General features: G+C 31.1%; 26 protein-coding genes and 2 tRNA genes. 11 read left to right on the top strand and 17 right to left on the bottom strand.

Features of this window, described 5'->3' with window-relative positions:
• The first annotated feature begins 2 nt into the window (after positions 1-2).
• The 5 genes from B5E87_RS12540 (at position 3) to B5E87_RS15720 (ending at position 4,282) form a co-directional block, all read left to right on the top strand.
• Complete coding sequence (locus B5E87_RS12540) at positions 3-299, top strand: PTS sugar transporter subunit IIB (protein ID WP_087245332.1); 297 nt, start codon at positions 3-5, stop codon at positions 297-299.
• A gap of 14 nt (positions 300-313) precedes the next feature.
• The gene (locus B5E87_RS12535) at positions 314-619 is read left to right on the top strand and encodes a PTS sugar transporter subunit IIB (protein ID WP_087245330.1); all 306 of its coding nucleotides are present in this window, start codon (positions 314-316) and stop codon (positions 617-619) included.
• 308 nt (positions 620-927) lie between these two features.
• Positions 928-2,064: a hypothetical protein gene (locus B5E87_RS12530; protein WP_087245328.1), complete on the top strand. Its 1,137-nt coding sequence runs from the start codon at positions 928-930 to the stop codon at positions 2,062-2,064.
• Complete coding sequence (locus B5E87_RS12525; protein WP_087245326.1) at positions 2,061-3,512, top strand: hypothetical protein; 1,452 nt, start codon at positions 2,061-2,063, stop codon at positions 3,510-3,512. Before B5E87_RS12530 ends, B5E87_RS12525 begins: the two co-directional genes overlap by 4 nt.
• A gap of 647 nt (positions 3,513-4,159) precedes the next feature.
• The gene (locus B5E87_RS15720) at positions 4,160-4,282 is read left to right on the top strand and encodes a hypothetical protein (RefSeq protein WP_479684550.1); all 123 of its coding nucleotides are present in this window, start codon (positions 4,160-4,162) and stop codon (positions 4,280-4,282) included.
• A 123-nt stretch (positions 4,283-4,405) separates the two neighbouring features.
• On the opposite strand, the gene B5E87_RS12520 is transcribed toward B5E87_RS15720, so the two are convergent.
• From B5E87_RS12520 to B5E87_RS12495, 7 genes are all read right to left on the bottom strand, one after another.
• Positions 4,406-5,242 carry a MurR/RpiR family transcriptional regulator gene (locus B5E87_RS12520; RefSeq protein ID WP_158095613.1) on the bottom strand — a complete coding sequence of 279 codons (837 nt, stop codon included), beginning with the start codon at positions 5,240-5,242 and terminating at the stop codon, positions 4,406-4,408.
• A 13-nt stretch (positions 5,243-5,255) separates the two neighbouring features.
• Positions 5,256-6,107, bottom strand: coding sequence for a MurR/RpiR family transcriptional regulator (locus tag B5E87_RS12515; protein ID WP_087245322.1), 852 nt, complete (start codon positions 6,105-6,107; stop codon positions 5,256-5,258).
• Between the two features lie 41 nt (positions 6,108-6,148).
• The gene (locus tag B5E87_RS12510) at positions 6,149-7,000 is read right to left on the bottom strand and encodes a Cof-type HAD-IIB family hydrolase (RefSeq protein ID WP_087245320.1); all 852 of its coding nucleotides are present in this window, start codon (positions 6,998-7,000) and stop codon (positions 6,149-6,151) included.
• Positions 7,001-7,097: 97 nt separating this feature from the next.
• Positions 7,098-7,730, bottom strand: coding sequence for a hypothetical protein (locus tag B5E87_RS12505; RefSeq protein ID WP_087245318.1), 633 nt, complete (start codon positions 7,728-7,730; stop codon positions 7,098-7,100).
• A gap of 15 nt (positions 7,731-7,745) precedes the next feature.
• Positions 7,746-7,859 (bottom strand): helix-turn-helix domain-containing protein, encoded by a 114-nt coding sequence (locus B5E87_RS14920; RefSeq protein ID WP_158095612.1) that lies wholly within the window; start codon positions 7,857-7,859, stop codon positions 7,746-7,748.
• Between the two features lie 94 nt (positions 7,860-7,953).
• Positions 7,954-8,607, bottom strand: a complete 654-nt coding sequence (locus B5E87_RS12500; protein ID WP_087245316.1) for an HAD family hydrolase — start codon at positions 8,605-8,607, stop codon at positions 7,954-7,956.
• Positions 8,608-8,609: 2 nt separating this feature from the next.
• A complete protein-coding gene (locus B5E87_RS12495; RefSeq protein ID WP_087245314.1) occupies positions 8,610-9,350 on the bottom strand; it encodes an EFR1 family ferrodoxin in 741 nt (246 codons plus the stop codon).
• 248 nt (positions 9,351-9,598) lie between these two features.
• On the opposite strand from B5E87_RS12495, the gene B5E87_RS12490 reads away from it, so the two are divergent.
• Positions 9,599-10,507 carry an Rpn family recombination-promoting nuclease/putative transposase gene (locus tag B5E87_RS12490; protein ID WP_087245312.1) on the top strand — a complete coding sequence of 303 codons (909 nt, stop codon included), beginning with the start codon at positions 9,599-9,601 and terminating at the stop codon, positions 10,505-10,507.
• Positions 10,508-10,582: 75 nt separating this feature from the next.
• Here B5E87_RS12490 and B5E87_RS12485 read toward each other — a convergent pair whose 3' ends face one another.
• The 10 genes from B5E87_RS12485 to B5E87_RS12440 all read right to left on the bottom strand — a co-directional run bounded on the left by B5E87_RS12485 (position 10,583) and on the right by B5E87_RS12440 (position 20,851).
• Positions 10,583-11,239 (bottom strand): RDD family protein, encoded by a 657-nt coding sequence (locus B5E87_RS12485; RefSeq protein WP_087245310.1) that lies wholly within the window; start codon positions 11,237-11,239, stop codon positions 10,583-10,585.
• Positions 11,240-11,251: 12 nt separating this feature from the next.
• Positions 11,252-12,433 carry a MalY/PatB family protein gene (locus tag B5E87_RS12480; RefSeq protein ID WP_087245308.1) on the bottom strand — a complete coding sequence of 394 codons (1,182 nt, stop codon included), beginning with the start codon at positions 12,431-12,433 and terminating at the stop codon, positions 11,252-11,254.
• On the bottom strand, positions 12,434-13,522 hold the full coding sequence (locus tag B5E87_RS12475; RefSeq protein WP_087245306.1) for a M24 family metallopeptidase: 1,089 nt from the start codon (positions 13,520-13,522) through the stop codon (positions 12,434-12,436).
• A gap of 47 nt (positions 13,523-13,569) precedes the next feature.
• Entirely contained in the window at positions 13,570-14,892 is a 1,323-nt protein-coding gene (locus B5E87_RS12470) for a PTS sugar transporter subunit IIC (RefSeq protein ID WP_087245304.1), read from the bottom strand.
• 15 nt (positions 14,893-14,907) lie between these two features.
• On the bottom strand, positions 14,908-15,240 hold the full coding sequence (locus B5E87_RS12465) for a PTS sugar transporter subunit IIB (RefSeq protein ID WP_087245302.1): 333 nt from the start codon (positions 15,238-15,240) through the stop codon (positions 14,908-14,910).
• 1 nt (position 15,241) lies between these two features.
• Entirely contained in the window at positions 15,242-15,562 is a 321-nt protein-coding gene (locus tag B5E87_RS12460) for a PTS lactose/cellobiose transporter subunit IIA (RefSeq protein ID WP_087245300.1), read from the bottom strand.
• 2 nt (positions 15,563-15,564) lie between these two features.
• Positions 15,565-16,614 carry an aminopeptidase gene (ypdE, locus tag B5E87_RS12455; protein ID WP_087245298.1) on the bottom strand — a complete coding sequence of 350 codons (1,050 nt, stop codon included), beginning with the start codon at positions 16,612-16,614 and terminating at the stop codon, positions 15,565-15,567.
• Positions 16,607-18,490, bottom strand: coding sequence for a PTS sugar transporter subunit IIA (locus tag B5E87_RS12450; protein ID WP_241147181.1), 1,884 nt, complete (start codon positions 18,488-18,490; stop codon positions 16,607-16,609). The genes ypdE and B5E87_RS12450 overlap by 8 nt, the downstream gene beginning before the upstream one ends.
• 163 nt (positions 18,491-18,653) lie before the next feature.
• Entirely contained in the window at positions 18,654-20,273 is a 1,620-nt protein-coding gene (locus tag B5E87_RS12445) for a CTP synthase (RefSeq protein WP_087245294.1), read from the bottom strand.
• A gap of 104 nt (positions 20,274-20,377) precedes the next feature.
• Complete coding sequence (locus tag B5E87_RS12440) at positions 20,378-20,851, bottom strand: GNAT family N-acetyltransferase (protein WP_087245292.1); 474 nt, start codon at positions 20,849-20,851, stop codon at positions 20,378-20,380.
• Between the two features lie 120 nt (positions 20,852-20,971).
• Here B5E87_RS12440 and B5E87_RS12435 point away from each other — a divergent pair, with 120 nt between their 5' ends.
• From B5E87_RS12435 to B5E87_RS12415, 5 genes are all read left to right on the top strand, one after another.
• Complete coding sequence (locus tag B5E87_RS12435; RefSeq protein ID WP_087245290.1) at positions 20,972-21,667, top strand: response regulator transcription factor; 696 nt, start codon at positions 20,972-20,974, stop codon at positions 21,665-21,667.
• On the top strand, positions 21,664-22,788 hold the full coding sequence (locus tag B5E87_RS12430; RefSeq protein WP_087245288.1) for a sensor histidine kinase: 1,125 nt from the start codon (positions 21,664-21,666) through the stop codon (positions 22,786-22,788). Before B5E87_RS12435 ends, B5E87_RS12430 begins: the two co-directional genes overlap by 4 nt.
• Positions 22,789-22,864: 76 nt before the next feature.
• Positions 22,865-24,142 (top strand): aspartate aminotransferase type Ic, encoded by a 1,278-nt coding sequence (locus B5E87_RS12425; protein ID WP_087245286.1) that lies wholly within the window; start codon positions 22,865-22,867, stop codon positions 24,140-24,142.
• 110 nt (positions 24,143-24,252) lie between these two features.
• Positions 24,253-24,328, top strand: a tRNA-Gln gene (locus B5E87_RS12420).
• Between the two features lie 3 nt (positions 24,329-24,331).
• Positions 24,332-24,407, top strand: a tRNA-Val gene (locus tag B5E87_RS12415).
• The last annotated feature ends 42 nt before the right edge of the window (positions 24,408-24,449 follow it).

Below are 24,449 nucleotides of genomic sequence, written 5' to 3'. Positions count from 1 at the left end.
TCATGAATATATTATTAGTCTGCTCTGCTGGTATGTCTACAAGTTTACTTGTGACAAGAATGTTAGACTATGCCAAAGAAAAACAAATCAATGTTCACATTGAAGCACATCCTGTTGGTGATGTTGAAAGCTATGGGCAAGATGCTGATGTCATTTTATTAGGACCTCAAGTTCGTTTTCAACTTTCTCATATCAAATCACTTTTCCCAGAGAAACCAGTTGAAGTCATTGATATGCGTGATTATGGTATGATGGATGGTCAAAAGGTTTTAAATCATGTTTTAGAAATGATGAAATAAAGGAGTTAAAAACTATGAAAAAGATACTATTAGCCTGCAACGCAGGAATGTCAACAAGTTTGCTTGTTTCTAATATGCAAAAATATGCTAAAGAAATTGGCGTTGAAGTTATGATTGAAGCTATGCCTGTGTTACAGGCAGAAAAGTCATGGCAAGATTGGGATATTATTTTGTTAGGACCTCAAGTCAGACATGTGATTGGTAAATTCAAGGAAACTGTTCAAGATCAAATTCCTGTTCTTGTGATTGATATGCGTGACTATGGATTAATGAATGGAAAAAATGTTTTAAACACTGCTTTAAAAGCATTAGAAGAATAATAAGAAAAAAACTTTCATTGGATGAACGCTAATAAAAAATATCCAAAACAAATTAAATTTAATAGCTGACAAACAGATGTTGCTAAAAATGACCAGCGTGTTATTTCTTGATGAAATATCACGTTGGTTTTCTATGCATTTCAAACAACTTTCATAAGGATGTCATCTAATAGTTATCTCTTATCTTTTTAATCGCTCTATAAAAAATCTTTCAATTCTATTCTTTTGTCTCTCATAGTATGCAACAGTAGAAATGTTTATCGCAATATGATAAACTAAAAATACATACTGAAGGTAGGTGAGATTTGATGAATGAATATTTGAACGAAAATGTATGTCAATTTGATAACGATGCTTCTGCGTCCTCTTTTGGTTGGAACTTTCAAACAAATGCTGGTATATTTCTTTTCTTAAAATATATGCCGGAAGTAACAGATATAAAGATTGAATCCAAATCTCAAGACATAGAAATGACTTTAGGTCATGATAGAAAAGTTTTTGCTCAAGCAAAATCCTCTCAGGATTACACTGCCATCAAAGATCAAAAGGAAAAATTTAAAGATGCAATAATTTCATTAGCGAGAAATCCCTATGAAGGCAATCAACTAATTTATATCTCTAATATACCTGATACATTTAAATCTGTGCCAAATTTTTTTGATAATAGCATCATTGCATATAATGATTGTTTAGTAGGTTTAAAAAAGGAAATTGATGAAACTATTCTTTCTATTTCGAAGAGTATTTCTCAAAAAATAAAAAACGAAACAAAACCCAAAAAAATTGCAAAACTAAAGCAGATTAAAAGCAAAGTTAAAAACTTCCATAAAGAAAACTTATATATTTCAACAATCTATCCATATTATGGTAATGACCAAAATAGATACATCAAAATTAGCGATACAGTTTTGAGCTTTTTGACAGATACAATTGGTTTACCACGAGAGGATGCCATTGCCATAAAACAACACTTGTTAGAGCACTGGCAACTCTATTTTGAACACAATTCAACCATTAAAGATAACAATAACTGCAAAAGAATCTCCAAAGAAGATTTTACCTGGCCTATTGTAGCATTTTTAGTTGATGGAAATTTTCCTGATATTGACAGTTGTTTGACATTTCTTCCGGATTCAGCTATAAAAAACGAGGTTGCACGAATTATGAATGATCCTAAAAGTTTTTACCATGAACGTTATGAATTTTCAAATAGAGTATTGCAACGCTACGCTCTTTTTAAAAAAGAGATACTAGGAGAAACAGTCAAGCAGCCAGAACTTGTATTTATCAAAAAATATGGGCATGAATTTATTAATGAATTTACGATGTTGGGAAACGGAGATACTGAACTTATAGAATATCTAACCAAAGTGTTTTTATATAAAATACTTGCAAACAACCGACATGTTAAGAAAGTATGCACGGCAGTAGGAGTGAAAATATGATTATTGAGAAACTTATATTACGAGAAGGAATGATAGAAAATTTAGATACTTTTTCGAAAAAAAGAAATCTAATTTATTCAAAATCTAACACAAAAGGGAAATCTACATACGTTAGACTTCTCTTCTATGCATTGGGGTATCCAATTCCTAATATGCGTGGAATCAAATACGAAGAAATCATTACGGAAATAACTTTTTCCGAAAAAAATCAAAGATATACTGCAATTAGAGATAACAATTTAATTACGCTTTTCTTTAATGATAATTGTATTGAGTTTACTCTTCCAAGCCAGCACTTAAATTTCTTATCCCTTATTTTTAAATATGATAATATTAAAGTTTTGAAGAATTTGCTAGGATTCATGTATATTGATCAGGACAAAGGCTGGACACTATTAAATAGAGGTACAGTCATTGGAAAAATAAAATTTAGCATAGAAGAATTACTTGCTGGTCTAAATGGGATTGATATAGATGAATTAATCGAGAAAAAAAGTTCACTTGAATTAAACAAAAAAAAGTATTTAGCAATGTTAAATATACAAGAATTAAGTGAACAAGTTTATGAACAGAATGGTGAAATCTTTATTTCTAACATAGAAAAAGAACTCAACGAAAAAATAGCGTATTGTAATATAAAACTTGAAAACGAAAATAGTGCTTTAAAAGAAATCAACTCTGTCCTACTGAAAGAAAAACAGTTTTTTGATTACATTGATTCAATGAATTTATCCGTAAAACAAGGAGACATTATAATTCCGGTAAACCGAAGCACACTATTAAATTCAACAGCAAATTATGAGTATTTGCGAGCACATCGAAGCATAATAGTGACAAATATTGAAAAAATTAAACGTGAACGTTCATCTTATCAAGCGCAGCTTAATGAATACTACGCTAAAAATTCACAGATAAGCTTACTTTCTGACGATGATAAAGATACCCTCATTAATAAACAACTTGCTAATTTTAATATTGACCAGAAGGTTGTTAAACAACTATTAGAAGAAACCAAGAAAGATTTAAAGTATGTCACAGCAGAAATAAAAAGAATTATTAAAAATCAAAACACTTACATCTCTAAGATTTACAAATATGTTTTAGAATATGCAACAGAGCTTCATGTTGATGATAAAATGATATCTAAAGAAGACTTTATTTTTACATCAGACTTAAAGTCTCTTTCTGGTGCAGTTTTACAAAAGATGGTATTTGCTTTCAAAATTGCCTTTTTAAAAGTTATAGAGGAAAGTATGAATACAAAATTGTTTATTGTATTAGATTCACCCAAGGGAAAAGAATTAGATGATGACAATATGAAATTAATTGAAAATTTGATTAGCACCGAACTATGTGACAATCAAATCTTTTTTGCAAGCATTTATAATCTTGATCATGAAAAATTAATAGAAATCAAGAATCGTGCAATCGAAGGACGAAATAACTGACAAACAATAAGAGTATAATTTTTCTTTAAATGTTCTACACATTTCCAACGGCATTTGTAAGCGTAAAATACTACGATACTTTTCGTCCTCTAAATACATAGATACGCATAACATAATAGCAAAGGATGCAAACGAATTTCAGCAATTTAAAATCTGGCGTTGTGGATTCTAAAAAGTTTTAAAGTTCATACGTTGTGGTTTTGAAAAAAACTTTAAAGTTATTACGTTGTATTGACGAAACGACCTAGAGATTAGGTCGTTTTTTTAACGTTTAATACCTTCTATTTTATTTTTCCTTTTTTGGAGTTCCTGTTTTTCTTATTTTATGTACATCCAATATCTTTTCGCTGTATGTTTCATATTTGTTTAAAACATAAAGCACTCGATTCCTAAATCTATTGAAATTTGTATATCTATTCGCTAATCTTAATATAATCTTTGCTATCTTGTTTCCTAAAATTCCATGTCTGTTTCTGTCTGTTCTGGTATCATTAATATCAAGTGAATTTTAAACAGCAGATTATTTTTATGTTTTAGAAGATAATATTCATATGATTTCTTATTTTCGATATATTTTTTCATGGCCCTAACTAATTCTATTTAGGTCTTTTAAACAAAACCAGTCCAATTATGACAGCTAAGCTAACATTGTACGAAAATATACGAATATCCGAGAACTGATACTCGCCATCATCAATGTGTTTATAAAGAAAATCTCATCTATGTACCAGCTAACTCTAAATGACACCACAGGTAAAAAATTGAATTGATTTGAAACTTTATCGAAAAAAATCAACCTATCGAATGACAATCAGATTGTGGAACAACGAAAAAAGGCAGAACAGCAATCAAATTACTTCCTTATGTTCCGCATCATTTGTGAAAGTTTCTTTTTAATCTGTATAATGTTTCAAACGACTTTCCAGATTTTTTTCATAATCCCTATTAAAATAACTGGCATAAATACAATCCAATAAATATTGTAAAGATATACGTGATGAAAAAGATGCTATTTTTTCTTCAGAATCTTCGTATGGTGAAAAATACAAATGATAATCAACATCCTTAGCAAAAGGTATTTCAATAGTAGATGAAATCAAAATCATTGTCACACCTTTTTCTTTTAAAATCTGAACTATCTCATTCATATGAGGTGTCCTTCCTGCATAACTGATCAGCATCACAACATCACCTTTTTGACAAGAATGTGCATACCAATGCTGATAATATCTTTCCTTCGCAACATCAATACGTAAACCTAATTCCAACATATTCTGTTGAAAACATTCTGTCATAAAGTAATTACCAATAGATGAAAAAATAATAATATGGTTCGCATTGTATAATGCCTGTATGACTTTTAAAAAAACCTTAAGATCAATAAGTTCAATTGTAGAACGAATTGTCTGGTCATATAAAGAAGACATCTTTTCCATAATCTGATGATGAGTATCATGTTTTTGAAAAGGATAATTATAGTCAACTTCTTTGTCTTTATGAGAATAATTGTCTAGTTGTAAAGATACTTGTACTTTTAACTGATTGAATCCTGATAAACCTAATTTTTCAACAACTCTATAAATTGTCGAAACAGAAACATAACTCTTTTTTGCAATATCTTGTACATCACACTGCACAATATCACGGGGATGATTTAAAATATATTCAGCAAAAATCTTTTCTCCTTCTGTGAAATGATGTTCATTTTTTATTTTAGCAAAAATATTCATAAATGACCTTCTTTCAATCATGTTTTGTCATTGTTTCATAATAATACAATTTCTTATCAATATTGTTTTGATAATCCAATCTAAAATAACAAGTATAAAGACAATCAAGTAAATACAATAATGATAAACGTGTTGCAAAAGATGAAATCTTATTATAGTGATCTTCATATGAACTCATATATAAAATATGCTGAGCATACTTTTCTAAAGGATTTTCTAAAGTAGATGTAATCAAAATCATCGGTGTCTTGTTTTTCTTCAACATATGTGCAATATGTTCACTGGAAGTTCCTCTTCCACCAAATGAAATGACAATCGCCACATGATTTTTATCACTACTGACAGCTGATAAATTCTGCTGATAATCTTCAATAGGAACATTGACCAAAACCCCAATCTCCTGCATCTGAAATTTAAAATTCTCTGCAAAGAAGATATTTCCAGCTGAAGTATAAATATCAATCATTTGAGCTTTTTTTAATAGACTTGCTGATAAACGAAGCTGTTCTAAGTCTAAAAGATTTAAAGTTGATGTCACTGTTTGTTTATAAACATCTTTAAGTTTATGTGCAATCTGATATTGTGTTTCATTTTGCTTAATTGGATAATTATAATCAAAATCTTCAGATTCTTTTAAATAATCTTCAATAGATGCAGAAACCTGTAATTTTAAATCAGATAATCCTGTGATTCCTAATTTATGACAGAGTCGATAAATAGTTGATATAGATACATAACATTTTTCAGCTATTTGTGTAGCATTATATTTCATAAAATCATCTGTATGTTGTTTCATATATGCAACTAATACTTTTTCATTATCTGTTAAATCAATAATTTGGTCTAATTTATTAAAAATGTTCATAAGAATCACCTCATGAACATTATAATTGATATTTTTCAATTTCACAATTTTATTTCAGGCATGTATTTATATAATGATTCAGCAATTCCATCTTCATCATTAGATAATGTCATATCATCAGCAATATCTTTTAAATCCTGAACAGCATTAGCCATAGCAACTCCTGTTCCAGCATATTTCACCATAGATGCATCATTATGTCCATCACCAAAAGCAATCATTTCATCTTGTGTATAACCCATTGGTTTTAAAACTGAATCAAGTGCTTTGGCTTTATCAATTCCTTTTGCTGTAAATTCAAAATAGAAATCACCAGTAAACATACAGCTTAAAGTATCTTTAAAAGGTGCTTCCATTTCTTTATAATGTGCCTGTAAATATTCTGGATCAGATGTTGTTAAAATCTTATTAAGTGGGAAATCAACAAATTCAGCTAAATCATCAACTTCACATAATTTATATTTTCCACCACGTGATTCATATTCCATAACATTAAATGGTTTTCCATTCCATTGAATCATATTATCATAGACATTTGTTACATACATGTATTCCCCTTTATCAATCATAGGGCGTACACGATCAAATTTTTTCATATGTTCCAAAACAGCTTTAGCTTCTTCTACACTTAAAGCCTGATTAAATAAGACTTTATCTGTTTCACAATCCACAACTTTAGACCCATTATAACAAACCAATAATCCATGATGTTGATCCATCTTTAATTCTCTTGCAAAATCTCTTAATCCTGATGTAGGTCTTCCTGAAGCTAAAATCAAAATAGCCCCTGCTTCTTCTGCTTTAATTAAAGCTTCTTTTGTTTTAGGTGTAATCACTTTTTGACTATTAGAAAGTGTCCCATCCACATCCATAATAATAACTTTTATTGACATAAATTCTTCCTCCTTCATTACTGGTTCATTTTATCATTTTTCTCATATCCCACTCAACAAAACGAACAAAAGATGGAAAAAACATGTCAAAAAAATATCAAATTATTTTGATTGATGCGAAAAGTCTATCAAAGAATTGACCTTCAATGTTCTCATGACTTTTTTGATAAGTCCATATTCTATCAACTTCATTATGAAACCTCATGACATATAACCAATGAAATAAAAACATATTCAAAAATATATTCACAAAAGCAACTAACCAGGCACTTTCATAGACATAGAAAACAAGAAAATAGATAAACCCTGATAAAGCAATGATAATAGGTATAAAAATCATATTATATATTATAAGATGAATAGCTATTGTTTCCTGCATATATTGAAAATGTGTCTTGATATGTTTTATCAGCAATAAGAGTATCACAATCACAAAAAATATTGTAACAGGATCAAAGAAGATTGATTTTCCAAATTCTAAAAGGATATACAAGAAATCTTCAGTAACTTGACCATACCACCCTTGATTATAAGCAAAGATAATCATCAAAATACTGACAATATTAAAAACAAAGTTCACGACATGATAATTCATGTTATTCATAATTGCATATTTATTTTTTAAAAATTTAGATTTTTGTTGAGTGACTTGTCTTTCACCATTTAAAATTTCATCCACATTCACTTGAAAATATTTTGCCATATCAATAATGACATCATAATCAGGCATATTCTTGCCATTTTCTCAACGTGATACAGTTCTATGATTGACACCTAATATTTGATCTAATTCTTCTTGAGTTAAAGAATGACTTTGACGCAATTCTTTAATAAAGCTTCCAATCTTTTTTTGATTCATACGCTTCATCCTCCTTTGTTATATATCGTATCATTTTCACATAAAAAAGGACACGACACAAAGTGAGAATAAAGAAAAAAGTCCTTAAAAAGGACTATAAATACTCAAAAACATCTAACAAAGAATCAATACATGTAATATCTGGATCTTCAATGTCTTTATGTCCAATCAGGAAAGCACGCATTCCAACACTTTTCGCTGATTGCATATCTTTGTTGTAACTATCTCCTATATAAACCGCTTCGCTTGCTTTTAATTTTGTTATTTCTAACGCTTTTTCAAACATTTCTTTGGCAGGTTTATAGTAATGTGTTGTTTCACTGGAAATAATACCTTTTGGTTTTAATTCCAAATTTTTCATATTTTCTTCTACATACTGTAAATCATTATTCGTAATAATATATATAGGTAAAGGACATTGTTCAAAAAAATCATAAGAATCATCATATGCTGGTGTATGAATCCAATGTTGAACAAGTAAATCACAATAATGTTGACTATCTCCCTGTAAACCTATTTGATCTTTAATGCTTTCAAATGCTTCAAAAGCTATTTCATACTCATTTTTATAATCTTTTCCATTATAATGCATAACTAATTCATCATGTTTCTGATACCACATTTCTCCTAGTTTTTGTGGATCTTTTTCATTTGAATTTTCTACACATTCATCTAATAATTTTGTTAACCATTCACTTGTGTCATATACCAATGTTCCCATATGATCAATGAATATCGCCTTTAACATGATTAACCTCCTATCAATTCACTTTGCTTATACAAAGTACAAACTTTTTGAATTTTTTGACGTGTTACTTCAACTTGCTGTAAATCACAAACCCTTGCATGTGTTGGACAAATTGAAACACAACGCATACATGAAATGCATTTTGTTTCATCAGTGACTTGTAAATGATGACAATCAATGGCTTCTACAGGACAAAGTTTAGCACATAATCCACATTTTGTACACTGAGAAGTTGCTTTTGGTTTGAGTCCTCCATGAAATTCCTTATAAGGTCTATGTCCTGGAACTTCAATAGGGTGAAGATTGTTTTTTAAAGTTTCTACTAACTTTTGAATATGTTGATAATCTTCCTGATTAGGTCTTCCTTTCGCATAATCATGGACAATAGAATGTTCACAAACAACAGCCACTGCACCTTCACAAATAAATCCTAATTCATCTAAAGTATCTTTTAATTCTATAAATGTATCATCATAATGTCTATTTCCATAAGTCACAACGAGAATAACCGGTGTCTGATTTCCTTTCAATAATTTTAATCGCTCTATAGCGATAGATGGAACTCTTCCACCATATGATGGGACACCTACAATACATAAATCTTCATGTGAAAATTCATGTGCTGAAAAATTCGTTCTTGATAAATCATATTCCTGTATAGGTTTATCCCATTGTTTTCCTATAAATCGTACAACTTCCTGAGTACTTCCTGTACCACTAAAATAAATAAGATGAATAGACATATACATTCCTCCTATGCATATCACTATTCTAACATATTTTCCAAGACTTTCCATTAACAAATATTCAATATTCAAAAAATCACTTTTTATGAGCTATAACAGTTTGTTGAATATGAAACTTAAAAATATATGCTTTTAGCAATCTTTGTGTTATCAAATGTCTGTATGATGAAAATATTTTAAAAATTTCTCTGAAAAAAAGAAAAATCCGTTTTTTCTGTATATATGAATAATAGGAGGTATTATTCATGTCTAAGAAAAATTATATGCTCAGAAAGATTTTTGATATTCGCATCAGATCCCTATTTAAAAACTGTCATGTCGCTGCTGATTTTATCAATGGTATCCTTTTCTATGAAAATGCTGTAATCCATTATGACGACATCTCCCTGTCCAATTCCAATCTCGATTCCCACCTTCCTAATCAAAACATCACCAGAGAGCGTGAACGTGACAACATCTATCTTGTCAACATTGATGGCACAGAATGTCTGATTGGCATAGAGCATCAATCCCAGATTGATCATGGCATGTTCCAAAGAACAAGAGAATATGATGAGATGAACTACCTTCAGCAGTTCAATCTCTATCGCTCCACTCATCAGATGATTAAGGGTGTCATGACATTTGTTGTCTATTACGGACAAAAGAAATGGAGTGCTCCTAGAGCATACGAGGACATGATGAAGCCCATACCTCCTGTTTTCAAAAACTATATGAATGTTGCATCCTATCCACTCATTGAAATGAGATACCTGGACCCAGAAAGATTTCACACTCAAGAACTTAAAGAGCTTATTACTGGATTGAAATATTTGTACAATCATCAATATGATGAAACTCATGATATAACAGTTAGTCATGAAATCGCAATCTCACTCGCAGCACTTACAAAAAACACACAAATTTATGAAAAGGTAAAGGATAAAAAGATTGATATGTGTCAAGCTATCAGAGATTATGGAAAAGAAAATCTAAGAATAGGAAAAAAAGAAGGTATCATCCAAACTTTAATTAAACAACTGCAATCAAAATTAAGATTTCTTTCAAAAGATACCCTTGCAAAAATCGAATCATGCAATCAAGAACAACTTGATTTACTTACAATACATATTTTTGATATTCATAGTGAAAAGGATATTCTTCGTTATTTATAAATTGTATAAAAAAGCTGTAACAAAATAACTTTTTAAATAATTGATTTTGTACAGCTTTTTTTGATGTTTTATGCATTATGAGCGCTTATGCTTACGCTTATTTTTCTTCTGTTTTCCTTTCTCTTGAGGAGCTTGATCTCCTAAATGAACAACAGTCGTGCCAGAGAGGTAATCATGAATTGCACGTCTTGAGGGTGTATTATATACCATAATTGCGGAAATAATAGTAATAAAACTTCCAATAGCCATTAGATAATACTCAAAATAAATACCTGTTGCCATAGTCAACATCTGACGATAATATCTAGCTACTACAACTGAGACACTCTCTAAAATCATTAAACCAATAACATGTCTTATCAATAGTGTTTTCAAATCTAATGGCTGATTATCCATTCTCACAATCTGCAATTTCATAATACGTTTTCCAATAGTCTGTCCAGGATATTTTTTCAATGGAATATAAACCAAATAAATCAACGCTAAAATAATACTCAAAAATCCAGCTAAATAACTCCAATAGACTGAATATCCTAAAGAGGGAAAAACGTATAAATCACTGAACATATCACTACGATCAGTAACCAAACCATAAATAGCCACTGCCGGTAAGCCTGCAATAATTCCACCAATTGCCCAATCTAGAGCATAAGCAATTAAACGTGTTGAAAAATTGACTTTGGAAGGCTTTCGATCAACCCAAAATGTTAATTTTTTCCATAATTGACGCATAAAACAATCCTCCTACTTATGATATAAGGCATCCATTGCCTTTTTAAAGCGATTTAATCCTTCTTGTACTTTAGCACGTGGACATCCTAAATTCATTCTCAAATATTTTGTTCCATTTTCACCATATGTCTCACCTTTCATAATAGCAACACCACCGATATTTACTAAAGCTTCCTGAATTTCATCACTAGTAAAAGGAACATCTCGAGCATCAATCCAAGCTAAATAAGTAGCTTCAGGTCTTTGAAAATGGAAATCCGGTAAATAATCATGAATAAAGTTTTCCACTAATTCCATATTCCCACGAATATATTCATTTAATTGATCAATATAATCATCACATTGTGTATAACCAATCATTGTTGCATACATACCGAAAATACTTGCTGAGTTCAAAAAATCTCTTCTTCGCGTTACACCCACAAAAGCATCTCTTACTTTTTCATTAGGAATTATTACATAAGATCCTATCAAACCTGGTGTATTTAAAGTTTTACTTGAAGAACTCGCAGTATACATTTCATCATATTCATTGAGATATTTCAACAACGGCTGATGTTTTTGATCTTTAATTTGAATATCCATATGTATTTCATCTGAAATCATCTTAACTTGATATTTTTTACATATTTCAATCATTTTTTTTATTTCATCATCACGCCAGATTCTACCCGTTGGATTATGTGGCGAACATAAAAGTAATATTTGACATTGAGATGCTTGCTGTTCAAATACTTCAAAGTCAATTTCAAAGGTTCCATTTGTTTTTATCAAATGATGTGAAACTAATTCTCTATCGTTTTCTAAAATGACATTGATGAATGCATCATACATTGGATTCATCGTCAAGACTTTATCATGTGGTTGACTCAGCAAACGAATTAACAGTGAAACTGAATACATAACACTTGGACTATACAAAATCCAATCTTCCTCAATATGAGTATCAAAACGCCTTTGAAAATAAGTTGTGATAGATGATTTAAAATCATGATGATTCCATCTGGTATATCCATAAATCTGATGATTGGCAACTTCATGAATTTTATCTGTTATAGGTTTTGGAACAATAAAATCTGTATCAGAAATCGAAAAAGGAATCAAATCTTTTTTGTGAAAACGATCTTCTATGTAATCCCATTGTGTACAATATGTTCCCAAACGATTATGAATTTCATCAAAATCATATTTCATTTATTTTTCCTCCAATATTATATAATCTTTTGGTGTCTTATTCATTGGAACACCTTTCCCATCAATGATGACAACATCATCTTCAATACGAATACCTCCTAAACCAGGAACATAAACTCCTGGTTCACAAGACATCATCATGCCATTTTGCAGAATTGTTTGACTTTGACTATTTAAAATGGGTCCTTCACCACTATCTGTTACCCCTATTCCATGTCCAAGACCATGATCAAAATATTCACCATATCCTGCTTCTTCAATGACTTGGCGAGCTGCACGATCTACATCACATGCCTTTGCGCCTGCACGAATAGCCTCTAACCCCGTTAATTGTGCCTTTAAAACCAAATCATAAATATTTCTATATTGAGGCAATGGCTCACCAATAAAACAAACACGCGTCATATCTGACTGATAATTTTGATATTGAATTCCAAAATCAATCATAATTGGCTCATGAGCCTTGACCTTACGTGATGTTGGTCGTCCGTGTGGCAAAGCAGTTCTTTCTCCACTTGTAACAACCGTTTCAAAAGACATTTGCTGAGCTCCAGCAGCAATTGCATAATATTGAACCAAGGCACTTATTTCATATTCTGTCATTCCTATTCGAATATGTTGTAATACTTTTGCATACACATCATCTGTCAAAGAAATCGTTTTTTGCATAGCAACAATTTCACTATCATCCTTAACAATTCTTAAATTCGTAATTTCCTCATCAAATAAATGAATATCTACATCCAATGTCTGTAGTTTTTGATAATCTTTAACCAATACTTCACTAGCCTCTACACCTAATGATTGACAATGCTCTTCTTTTAATATGTTCTCTACTGCATATAAATAACTTTTTCCTGTCGTATGAGGATTATGAAGTCTGATTTCTAAATCAAACTCAGTTTCTTTCGCTTCAGTTATATAACGTCCATCCAGAATTAAATATCCATGTTGTTGAGTGATAAGAACCTTACACCCACTTCCTAACATTGTTGACATCCATTTTTTCATAGTTTTGCTTTGAATTAATAAAGCATCAAGTTTTTGATTCTTTAGAAAATCTTGCACTTTTTCTATTCTTTTGGCCATATTATTTACCTCCTAGATAGAAAGGCAAGCTTTTGCTTGCCTTATCATTAAAAGTCTAAATCTAAATCATTTAAGATATCTTCATCTTCTTTTGTCAATAATGAATTATCATTAGTCTTTTCATCTTGTTTTCCATAGCGTTGTTCATACATTTTAAAGAATGGATACCATACAATAATAGAAAGAATCATCTGTACTGCATTAACAACAATAGACATAAAGTCCATATTCGTTAAATAACCTTCTAGGAAAACTCCAACATATGGAGGTGTAAAGAATGAACAACTCATAATACCAAGATATTGAGCCCATCCCCCTAAACTTCCTATAATACCTCCACAAATAACATATGGAATAAAGAATACAGGATTTAATACAATTGGTGCTCCAAATAAGATTGGTTCATTAATTCCAAACAATGCTGGAATAAGTGCTACTCCACCAATTTGTTTTAAAGCTTTATTCTTAGATAATAAGCACCAAAGTACTAATCCAAATGTAACTCCTGTTCCTGTAAAGTTACCAAATGCTGATTCAGGTCCAGGTGTAAAGAAGTGTGTCATTTCAACTCCTGCTTGATAATTTGCAATATTTTCTGCTAAGAATTGAGTTGAAATTGGACTTGTAATTGGACTTAATACTGATGGATGAATACCAAAGAAGAATAATAAACAATGTAGCATCTTCAAGAATGTATAAGCAAATGGATTGTCCATAGAACCAACTAGAGGTGCTAATAAATTCGTAAAGATAAGTGGTGGCATTGTATTAAATACATTGACACATAAAATACGAATAATTAAGAAAAATCCAATAACAATAACTGAAATAGGAATCATTTCAAAAGAACGTGATACGAAATCCGGAACTGATTCAGGCATTCTAATAGTAAATTTCTTTTTCTTACACCAACGATAAAGTTCTACTGCAATCAATGATGCAAACATTGCTGCAAATAAACCTTTTGTTCCAAAATAAGTTGTATCAATTCCACCATCTTCAGTATATTGAACTGTCATCATTAAAAAGGCAATTAATCCCATGCTGACACTTCCAGGAACATCCTGCTTATAAGAATTTGCAAGATGATATGCGATAATTACTGATACATATAAAGACATTAATCCCATACCAACATTATATGGAATATAAATAATATCAAGATTGTTTAAAATCCATTGTGATACTGGGTTGTTTTCTCCAATCATATTTGGAATAGCTTCTGGAATCAAACAGAAACTCCCAATAATCAACAACGGAGTCATTGCAACCATAGCTTTTTTTACAGCACTTAAATGAACTTGTTTATCCATCTTGTTTGCTAGTGGAGTTAAATACTTGTTCATAAATGCTTCAAATTTGTCAAACATACATTCACCCACTCCCTATTTTTTCATATCTGCTTTTTTTCTTTCAACAAGTGCTTTTTTCAAAACAGTTGCTCCATCCATTTTTCCATAAGTATCCTGATCAACAATAACATATGGAATATTGTATGGTTCAATAATTGGTTTAATATAGTCCAATTTATGAGCGATTTGAGGTCCAATAACTAATACATCACAAGTTTCAACTTCACTTTGTAAAATATCAACTGGAATAGCCACAAATTCAAAATCCTTTTCATCTAATTTAGCACTATTCTTTACAGTATTTTTCATACTATCCATAAGCATAGTTGTTGAAAAACCTCCAGCACAACATAATACAATTTTCATCTTATTTCCCCTCCTTTGCTTCAAATACATTTATTAATTCCTCAATTAGATCTCTTGCTAATTGAGAAGTCATATAATGATCCTGTGCATGAACCATTAATAACCCAACTTCTGGCTTATCTCCATTTTCTGACATTTCTGCCTGGATAAGCTTTGTCTGGATCGTATGTGCTTGAACATCAGCTTCCCTAGCTTCTTCAAGCAATTTTCTTGCTTCATCATACTCTCCAGTTTTCACTTTCTTTAATGCTTCAAATGCTTTAGCTTTACTTTGCCCAGCAGATGAAATCATCCCAATAATACTTTTTTCCATTTCTGTCATTTTTACTTTCCTCCCAAATAATCTGTCATATTCCTATATTCTTTTGCATCACTCTGTAGCAAATGAACTAACAATTCTACCAGATGGTCCAAATCATCAGCATGAACCATTGAATAAGCTCCATGACAATAACGAAGTGGAATACCCAAAACCATCGCCAAACGTCCACCTTTTTGTAAATGAGCCTGTCCTGCATCCGTTCCACCACCACTAAGCATATCATTTTGGTAAGGAATTTGATGCTTATTCGCAACTGCTTTTACATAACGAATCAATTGACGATTAGGCGCCATAGTCTTGTCATAATGGACAAGCATTGGACCTTTTCCAATCAAACGATGATTGGTATAATTTTTGACTAGCTCCGGATTATTCGCAACATCCACAGCAAAAACCACATCTGGATCAATTTGATAAGTTGCTGTTTGCGCTCCTCGTAATCCTACTTCTTCGCTACTTGTTGCAACAAAATAAAGATCATTTTTTGTATCATGTGATAGGTGCTTTAGCGTTTCAGCAACGACATAACATCCACTACGATCATCCATAGCTTTGCCCATATATACATGCTGCGATGAGAGTGAGCGCATTTGACTGGCAAAACAAACCATATTTCCAACTTCAATTCCTAAAGCCTCTACCTCTTCACGCGTATCACAACCAATATCTATATACATTTCTTTGATATGGCCTTCATCATCTTTTGTAACATTTAATAAACCTTCTATTTTTTGACCATCTTCCGTTGTGACTCTAACAATTTGCATTTCTTTGCTCTTATCCAAAACACCACCAACAGCCATTACATAAAGAAATCCAATATCAGAAATATGTCGTACAATAAAACCGACCTCATCCATATGTGCACATATCATGATCTTCAAAGCATTTTCATCCGTTCCACGTTTATGAAATATAAGACTGCCTAGTGCATCACAAGAAATATCGTCACAGACTTCTTTTAATTCCTGATAAAGTATTTCTCTAACTTCATCTTCACAAGAAGCAATACTATCAGCATCACTTAATTTTTTTAACAATTGACTATTCATGATTAACACCTCCTAACTCCTTCATAACGGCCATCAATTCTTCAAATGATTTTACGTGAAAAATACGATCAACATACTTTTTTTCCTGCATCAACTTATATAACTGCGTTGTCAACACCTTATACATTTCTATCTGATCTTTTTTCAAACATATCATAAAAACAATCTTAACTTCTTTTTCATTCCAGAAAAAAGGATTTTCTAGAACACAGACTGAAATCATGTTTTTTAAAGCATCTGTTTCAATTGGATGGGGTATACAAATACCATTAAAATATATCGTACTCACAAAAGATTCACGTTGCATAACCATATCTGTAAATCCTTCTTTTCCATATTTTTTCTCTTCCAGTTCTTGTGCCATAGTATAAATTAATCGCTCATAGTTATCTTCCTTCACAATTTTGAAAAAATCTTTAGAAAAGAAAGCTGCATAAGGTGGTTCATCATGAATCAATGTATACGGATCATATTCATCTGTTTGCAGAATCTGTTTAATACGAATCAAATCTTTATCATCTAACAACTCTTTAATATAAATCACCGGAACTTGGACATCAAATGACAAAGGCAAAACGGTAAAAACCAAATCAGGTTTATAAGCCAATAAATCATTTTTCTGCAAAAAAGAGAATGTCTGCACTGTTGCGTTAGGGAATAAAGATTCAATCTGTAATTTAATCATGTAGGCACTCCCACCACCAGAAGAGCAGACAACACCAATGCGATTATATGATTGTAATTTTAATTGTTTTTCTTTTTCCATATGTCCAGCAAAATGCATTGCTACAAAACCAATCTCATCAAAAGTTGATTGAACATTATATTTTTCTGATAACATATCACAGAATTGAATCGCAATATTAAAAATCATAGGATTTGTGATGCTTAATTTATTTGCTAATTCATTTTTATAAGAAATCTTATCTCGCAATCGGTCAATTAGCAAAGTCACGTGCGATAACAAAAACTTTTTAAAGTCTGCATCTTGTAAAAAATTTGTCTGATAAATCTTATCTATCTTGCTTAGAAATTCATTAATGTCATTTTCCAAAGTATCACTAAAACCAACATTTTCTATGCGTTTTCTAACATTTTTATTCAAAATGACTATGAAGTCATCAATACTTGCTCGACTAAACTCAACCTGATATATGTTCTGAAGTAATTGAGTAATCTCTTTAACAATACGATGAAATGTATCATTTCCCTGAATTTCTCCTTCTTTTCTTTCATGATTCAGGATTGCACGATAAATCATCACCTTTAAATACTCGGTAATATTTAACAATTCATTATAATTCACATTTAAATTCTCATGTATCAATAAATCTATAAAGGCATCTTCTACGAGCTTAAAGTCTTTCACAACATCATTAACAGCTGTTTGAACAACTAAATCCTGATTCAAATATTCATCTGTTAAATAAGCTTTGATATCTTTTTCAAGCCCATGAATTCTTACTCCATAATGATGTTTACGTTCAATGAGAATATGATAACGTTGTGCCAGTTTCTCTACATCTTCCATATCATTTTTGATAACTGTTTTTGATACCTGAAGAAACTCAGCTATCTTATCCATTGAAACAAATCCATCTTGAATAGAAAGAAAAGATAAAATCTGTGCTGGTCTTTCTTTTGTTGGAACAAAAAAACCTTCATTTAAAGTATCTAAAAAATCATCTAATAGCACTTTATTCGTGACTTCTAATAAGTATCCTTCTCCTCTTTTCATATGTAATCTAAAACCTTTGCGAGGAGAAATACGCATTAAATAAGAAATATCTTTTTGAATAGTTCTTTTAGATACACCATATTTTGTTGTAAAGTATTCAACTGAGAGGTAGGTTGCTTGTTCAAAAAAATCTTTCATTATAGAATATAATCGCATTTTCTCTACCTCCCCTCTATGTTTATTATATAAAGAAATAAATAATCAAAAAAGATTATATTCTTCATATAAAAATGCAACATTATTCCTTTTATTCTGACAATACCAATCATAAATTCTCCTTTGAAACCCACATAAAAAGCACTCAGTTTTGAGTGCTCTCTTCTTGATATTTCTTATGACATGCAGCTGTGATAAATCCTTGGAAGATAGGTTCACTACGATTTGGACGTGAAGCAAATTCTGGATGGAATTGACAAGCTACAAAATATGGATGATTTTCTAATTCAATAATTTCCACAAGATCTCTTTCTGGATTTTTCCCAGATACAATTAATCCATGTTCTTCAAGAATTTCTTTATATTTATTATTGAATTCATAACGATGTCTATGTCTTTGTTGAATCAAGTCTTTGCCATATAGTTCATGAACACGACTTCCTTTTAATAACTCACAATCATAATTTCCTAGTCTTTGTGTACCACCCATATCGTTTAATGTCTGATCACTCATTAAGTGAATTAATGGTGTTGCACACATCTCATCAAATTCAATAGAATTGACATCTTGAAGTCCACAGACATGTCTTGCAAACTCAATAGAAGCCAATTGCATTCCTAAACAAATACCTAAAAATGGAATCTTTTCTTCTCTTGCAAAGCGAATAGCCTTAATCATTCCTTCAATACCACGTTGTCCAAAGCCACCAGGAACCAAGATACCATCTGCTCCCTTTAACATGTCTCCTACATTTTCATCATTAATGTCTTCAGCATTAATCCAATCAATATGTACGGTACTATTTTCATAATAACCTGCATGGCGTAAAGCTTCATTGACTGATAAATAAGCATCTGGTAATTGTACATATTTTCCAACCATCTTGATTGTTAATTCTTTATTAAGACCTTTAACACGTTGAATAAGCTGTTGCCATTCAGTCATATCAGCTTTTGGAGCTTCTATTCTTAAATGATCCAATACCAAATCATCCATATGCTGTTCCAATAACATCATTGGCAGTTCATATAAAACATCAACATCATAATTAGAAATAACAGCTTCTACTGGGACATTACAGAATAAAGAAATTTTTTCTTTTAATTCCTGATCAATATGTTTTTCACTACGACAAACAATAATATCTGGCTGAATACCATATCCTCTTAGTTCTTTAACACTATGTTGTGTTGGTTTGGTTTTGACCTCATGGCTTGCTCCAATATAAGGTAGTAATGTTGTATGTATATAAAGAGTATTTTTATATCCTATATCTAAACGGACTTGTCTAATGGCTTCAATAAAAGGCAAACTTTCGATATCACCAACAGTTCCACCTATTTCAGTAATCACAATATCTGCTTGACTGCTTTTAGCAGCTGCATAAATCTTTGCCTTGATTTCATTGGTAATATGAGGAACAACCTGAACTGTTGCCCCTAAATAATCTCCACGACGTTCTTTAGAAATGACATCGCTATAAATTCTTCCTGTTGTAATAGATGAACTACGATTCAATTCTTCATCAATAAAACGTTCATAATGTCCTAAATCCAAGTCTGTTTCGGCACCATCAGCAGTGACAAACACTTCACCGTGTTGAAATGGCGACATTGTTCCCGGATCCACATTAATATAAGGATCAAGCTTTTGCATAAAGACTTTTAATCCTCTTTGTTTAAGCAATCTCCCTAAAGATGCAGCTGTCAATCCTTTTCCTAATCCCGAAACAACTCCACCTGTCACAAATATAAATTTAGCCATTTTCACTATCTCCTTTCTCAAATAAAAATGCACTCCAGCGGAAAGCCTGAGTGCCCTTTCTTATTCTAGCAAAAATTATTTATCAAAGCAATTATTTTTTCTTATTATTCTGATAATTTTCTTAAAGATTCACCTGTTATACGATAAACAGTCCACTCATCCATGGCTTTTGCACCTAATGAAAGGTAAAAATCAATGCTTGACTGATTCCAATCCAAACACCACCATTCTAGCCTTCCACATCCTCGTTCAACTGCAATTCTTGCAAGTTCTTTAATCATGGCTTTACCATAACCATGTCCACGATATTCTGGCATAATATATAAATCTTCTAAATAGAGACCTGCACGTCCTAAAAATGTTGAAAAATTATGAAAAAATAAAGCAAAACCTATCTTTTTATGATCAACAACCGCAAAAATAACTTCTGCTTTTTCTTTATCAAATAACCATTCTTCAATTAATTCTTCTGTTGCTATAACTTCATTTTCTAATTTTTCATAACGTGCCAGATCTTTAATAAACTGTAGTATGATTGGCACATCTTTTCTACTTGCTTTTTCAAATATGATATTCATATGATAAACTCCCTTTTCTATTTTTATACATCATTATAACATATATTTTAGCCTATTATTTTATAAAAATGATTGTCGTTTTGATTATTTTCTATATAATAAGCATAGGAGGCGATCTATATGGAAAATCCACATATTCTTGTTGTTGATGATGAAAAAGAAATTACTGATTTAATTGAAATTTATTTAACCCAAGAAGGATATACTGTTGAAAAAAGATATAACGCATCTTCCCTTATAGATGATATTCCTCGATATCATATTGATCTTGTCATCTTGGATATCATGATGCCTGAAATAGATGGAATTCAAGCATTGAAAATGATTCGAGAAAAATACAATGTTCCTGTCATTATTGTTTCTGCAAAAACAGCTGATAATGATAAAATTGAAGGATTATTAACTGGTGCTGATGACTATGTGAGTAAACCATTTAATGCAATGGAACTTGTTGCCAGAGTCAAATCACAACTTAGACGTTATCATGTCTTAAATAAACCTGTTCATCATTCTTCTTATATTATTGAAGCAACCGATTTAATGATTGATACACAAAAAAAGCTAGTGACATTAGATGGAAAGCCCTTAGCTTTAACACGCATTGAGTATGAAATTCTCGTCTTATTAGCAAGTCAACCGGGAACAGTCTTTTCTATTGAAGATATTTTTGAAAAAATCTGGCATATGAAATCAAATAATTCTAATAATACAATTATGGTCCATATTAGAAAATTAAGAGAAAAAATAGAAAGGCAGCCAAGAAATCCTCGACACATTAAAACTGTCTGGGGTGTTGGTTATAAATTTGAATTATGATAAAGAAAATACAAAGATTATTGATCAGTAGTTTTCGATGGCGTTTATTTATTAATATCATTGTTGCTTATCTGATTGCATTTTTATGTGATGTTGCTTTAATGATCATCTTGCAACATACCAATGTTTTTCATTTACCTTATGAATGGTTATACATCATTGCTTTTCTTATTTCCTTATTAATTTTTTTAGTTACTTTTTTTGATTTAATGAATATCACTTTAAAATATATTGATGTTTTAAGTGGAACTATTCAACGTGTCACTGCTGGTGATTATGAGGTCGAAGCCCCTATCAAATATGATGATGAACTGGGGTTATTAGCAGCCAATATTAATGCTCTTGCGAAAACATTAAGAGATAAGGAAAAAGAAAGTGAAATTCTTAAAGAAAATGAACGTTTGGCCTATGATGCTGAAAGAAATGCTGAAAAACAAAAAAATGATTTAATTACAAATGTTGCTCATGATTTAAGAACACCACTGACAACTATTGTGGGTTATTTAGAGTTAATTAAGAATAACCAGCAATTAACGAAAGAGGAAATACAAAAATATTCAAGTGTGGCTTATGAAAAATCAAAAAGACTTCAAAGCATGATGGATGATTTATTTGAATTTACTAGCCTAGATCAAGCGAATGTGAAAGTTCATATGACAACAATCAATATTAGTGAGCTGGTTTTACAGATTGTTGATGAATTTTATCCTACTTTTCAAGAATATCATATCATTCCAGAAGTCAAGACAAGTCAAAATAACCTTTTTATTAAAGGTGATGGACAATTAATCGCAAGAGTTTTCGATAATCTTTTATCTAATGCAGTAAAATATGGACAGGATGGAAAGAAAATTAAAATTGAAGTTATCAACGATGAAGAAACTGTCACTATCAAAATTATGAATTATGGAAATCCTATTGATAGTGCTGATTTGCCATATATTTTTGATAAATTTTATCGTAGTGATGCCTCACGTTCTTCATCAACTGGTGGAACTGGTTTAGGCTTAGCGATTGCTAAAAATATTATTCAAATTCATAATGGAGAAATCTTAGCTACGAGTCACCAGGATAAAACAACATTTATTGTGATTTTACATAGATTACATACAAATGAATAAATATTTTTTCTTATCGAATAAAGATTGCAATTTATTGAATGAAAAGGTACAATGACTTCAAAGTGGGGGATTAAAAATGAAAGCATATCAAGATATGAATCAAGATGAATTAAAAACTTTACATCAACAATTAAGCAAACAATACCAAGACATGAAAGATTTACATTTACAGCTAAATATGGCTCGTGGTAAACCTGATTTTAGTCAAGTTCAACTTTCTATGCCTTTATTAGATGTTATTAATAGTCATTATGATTTTACAGATAAAAAAGATTATTGTAATTATGGTATATTAGATGGAATTGATGAAGCCAAACAGTTATTTGCAGATATTTTAGAAACAACACCTGAACATATTATTGTTTATGGAAATTCAAGTTTAACAATCATGTTTGATCAGATCAGTCGTGGTTTTACACATGGATATTTAGGACATACACCTTGGTGTCATTTAGATAAAGTCAAATTTTTATGTCCTGTGCCTGGATATGATCGTCATTTTGCTATTACAGAACGTTTTGGCATTGAAATGATATCTATTCCTATGGATGAAAATGGTCCTGATATGGATCTGGTAGAAAAATATGTTCAAGAAGATGAAACAGTGAAAGGAATCTGGTGTGTGCCTCAATATTCTAATCCATCAGGAATAACATATTCTGATGAAGTTGTAGAAAGATTTGCACATCTCAAACCTGCCGCTCCAGATTTTAGAATTTTCTGGGATAATGCCTATATTATTCATCATCTTTATGATCATCATCAAGATCATGTCAAAAATATTCTTGAAGCTTGTCAAGAAGCAGGAAATCCTGATCTTGTGTTTGAATTCTGTTCAACATCAAAAGTTACTTTCCCAGGAGCTGGGGTAGCGGCTATGGCTACATCAATTAATAATAAAAAAGATATTTTAAAACATTTAACAGTTCAATCTATTGGTCATGATAAGTTAAATCAATTAAGACATGCCCAATATTTTAAAAGCATCGAAGATTTAAAACATCATATGAGTCAACAGGCTGAATTATTAAGACCTAAATTTGAAATGGTATTAGATATTTTTGATAAAGAATTAAAACCATTTCATATTGGAACATGGTCTCATCCATTAGGTGGATATTTTATCACTTTTGAAGCTATGGACAATTGTGCACAAGATATTGTTCAAAAATGTAAAGAAGCAGGTGTTATTTTAACTGATGCGGGTGCAACTTTCCCTTATGGAAAAGATCCTCATGATTCAGTGATTCGTATTGCCCCATCATATCCTCCTTTAAATGAATTGAAGCAAGCAACAGAACTTTTTGTGTTATGTGTAAAGCTTGTTAGTGTAGAAAAATTATTAAAATTATAGATGAATCCATGGATTCATCTTTTTTCAAGTTGAATTTGAAAAAAATTCAACTTTTCCACTAAAAAATATTGACTATATTCTAAAAAATTGTTATATTAAATAAGCACTGTTGGGATATAGCCAAGCGGTAAGGCAACAGACTTTGACTCTGTCATTGCGCTGGTTCGAATCCAGCTATCCCAGCCATGTGGAGGTTTAGCTCAGTTGGGAGAGCATCTGCCTTACAAGCAGAGGGTCAGCGGTTCGAGCCCGTTAACCTCCACCATTTATGCCGGCTTAGCTCAATTGGTAGAGCAACTGACTTGTA

Source organism: Massilimicrobiota sp. An142, from assembly GCF_002160725.1.
In the GTDB taxonomy this organism is placed as follows: Bacteria; Bacillota_I; Bacilli_A; order Erysipelotrichales; family Coprobacillaceae; genus Allocoprobacillus; species Allocoprobacillus merdigallinarum.
This window is presented reverse-complemented; position numbering and strand designations above follow the sequence as displayed.

What these genes read in the sequence shown, in the direction of transcription:
- B5E87_RS12540 (WP_087245332.1), top strand. Translation starts at nt 3, where the DNA reads ATGAATATATTATTAGTCTGCTCTGCTGGTATGTCTACAAGTTTACTT.
- B5E87_RS12535 (WP_087245330.1), top strand. Translation starts at nt 314, where the DNA reads ATGAAAAAGATACTATTAGCCTGCAACGCAGGAATGTCAACAAGTTTG.
- B5E87_RS12530 (WP_087245328.1), top strand. Translation starts at nt 928, where the DNA reads ATGAATGAATATTTGAACGAAAATGTATGTCAATTTGATAACGATGCT.
- B5E87_RS12525 (WP_087245326.1), top strand. Translation starts at nt 2,061, where the DNA reads ATGATTATTGAGAAACTTATATTACGAGAAGGAATGATAGAAAATTTA.
- B5E87_RS12520 (WP_158095613.1), bottom strand. Translation starts at nt 5,242, where the DNA reads ATGAATATTTTTGCTAAAATAAAAAATGAACATCATTTCACAGAAGGA.
- B5E87_RS12515 (WP_087245322.1), bottom strand. Translation starts at nt 6,107, where the DNA reads ATGAACATTTTTAATAAATTAGACCAAATTATTGATTTAACAGATAAT.
- B5E87_RS12510 (WP_087245320.1), bottom strand. Translation starts at nt 7,000, where the DNA reads ATGTCAATAAAAGTTATTATTATGGATGTGGATGGGACACTTTCTAAT.
- B5E87_RS12505 (WP_087245318.1), bottom strand. Translation starts at nt 7,730, where the DNA reads ATGCCTGATTATGATGTCATTATTGATATGGCAAAATATTTTCAAGTG.
- B5E87_RS14920 (WP_158095612.1), bottom strand. Translation starts at nt 7,859, where the DNA reads ATGAATCAAAAAAAGATTGGAAGCTTTATTAAAGAATTGCGTCAAAGT.
- B5E87_RS12500 (WP_087245316.1), bottom strand. Translation starts at nt 8,607, where the DNA reads ATGTTAAAGGCGATATTCATTGATCATATGGGAACATTGGTATATGAC.
- B5E87_RS12495 (WP_087245314.1), bottom strand. Translation starts at nt 9,350, where the DNA reads ATGTCTATTCATCTTATTTATTTTAGTGGTACAGGAAGTACTCAGGAA.
- B5E87_RS12490 (WP_087245312.1), top strand. Translation starts at nt 9,599, where the DNA reads ATGTCTAAGAAAAATTATATGCTCAGAAAGATTTTTGATATTCGCATC.
- B5E87_RS12485 (WP_087245310.1), bottom strand. Translation starts at nt 11,239, where the DNA reads ATGCGTCAATTATGGAAAAAATTAACATTTTGGGTTGATCGAAAGCCT.
- B5E87_RS12480 (WP_087245308.1), bottom strand. Translation starts at nt 12,433, where the DNA reads ATGAAATATGATTTTGATGAAATTCATAATCGTTTGGGAACATATTGT.
- B5E87_RS12475 (WP_087245306.1), bottom strand. Translation starts at nt 13,522, where the DNA reads ATGGCCAAAAGAATAGAAAAAGTGCAAGATTTTCTAAAGAATCAAAAA.
- B5E87_RS12470 (WP_087245304.1), bottom strand. Translation starts at nt 14,892, where the DNA reads ATGTTTGACAAATTTGAAGCATTTATGAACAAGTATTTAACTCCACTA.
- B5E87_RS12465 (WP_087245302.1), bottom strand. Translation starts at nt 15,240, where the DNA reads ATGAAAATTGTATTATGTTGTGCTGGAGGTTTTTCAACAACTATGCTT.
- B5E87_RS12460 (WP_087245300.1), bottom strand. Translation starts at nt 15,562, where the DNA reads ATGACAGAAATGGAAAAAAGTATTATTGGGATGATTTCATCTGCTGGG.
- ypdE (WP_087245298.1), bottom strand. Translation starts at nt 16,614, where the DNA reads ATGAATAGTCAATTGTTAAAAAAATTAAGTGATGCTGATAGTATTGCT.
- B5E87_RS12450 (WP_241147181.1), bottom strand. Translation starts at nt 18,490, where the DNA reads ATGAAAGATTTTTTTGAACAAGCAACCTACCTCTCAGTTGAATACTTT.
- B5E87_RS12445 (WP_087245294.1), bottom strand. Translation starts at nt 20,273, where the DNA reads ATGGCTAAATTTATATTTGTGACAGGTGGAGTTGTTTCGGGATTAGGA.
- B5E87_RS12440 (WP_087245292.1), bottom strand. Translation starts at nt 20,851, where the DNA reads ATGAATATCATATTTGAAAAAGCAAGTAGAAAAGATGTGCCAATCATA.
- B5E87_RS12435 (WP_087245290.1), top strand. Translation starts at nt 20,972, where the DNA reads ATGGAAAATCCACATATTCTTGTTGTTGATGATGAAAAAGAAATTACT.
- B5E87_RS12430 (WP_087245288.1), top strand. Translation starts at nt 21,664, where the DNA reads ATGATAAAGAAAATACAAAGATTATTGATCAGTAGTTTTCGATGGCGT.
- B5E87_RS12425 (WP_087245286.1), top strand. Translation starts at nt 22,865, where the DNA reads ATGAAAGCATATCAAGATATGAATCAAGATGAATTAAAAACTTTACAT.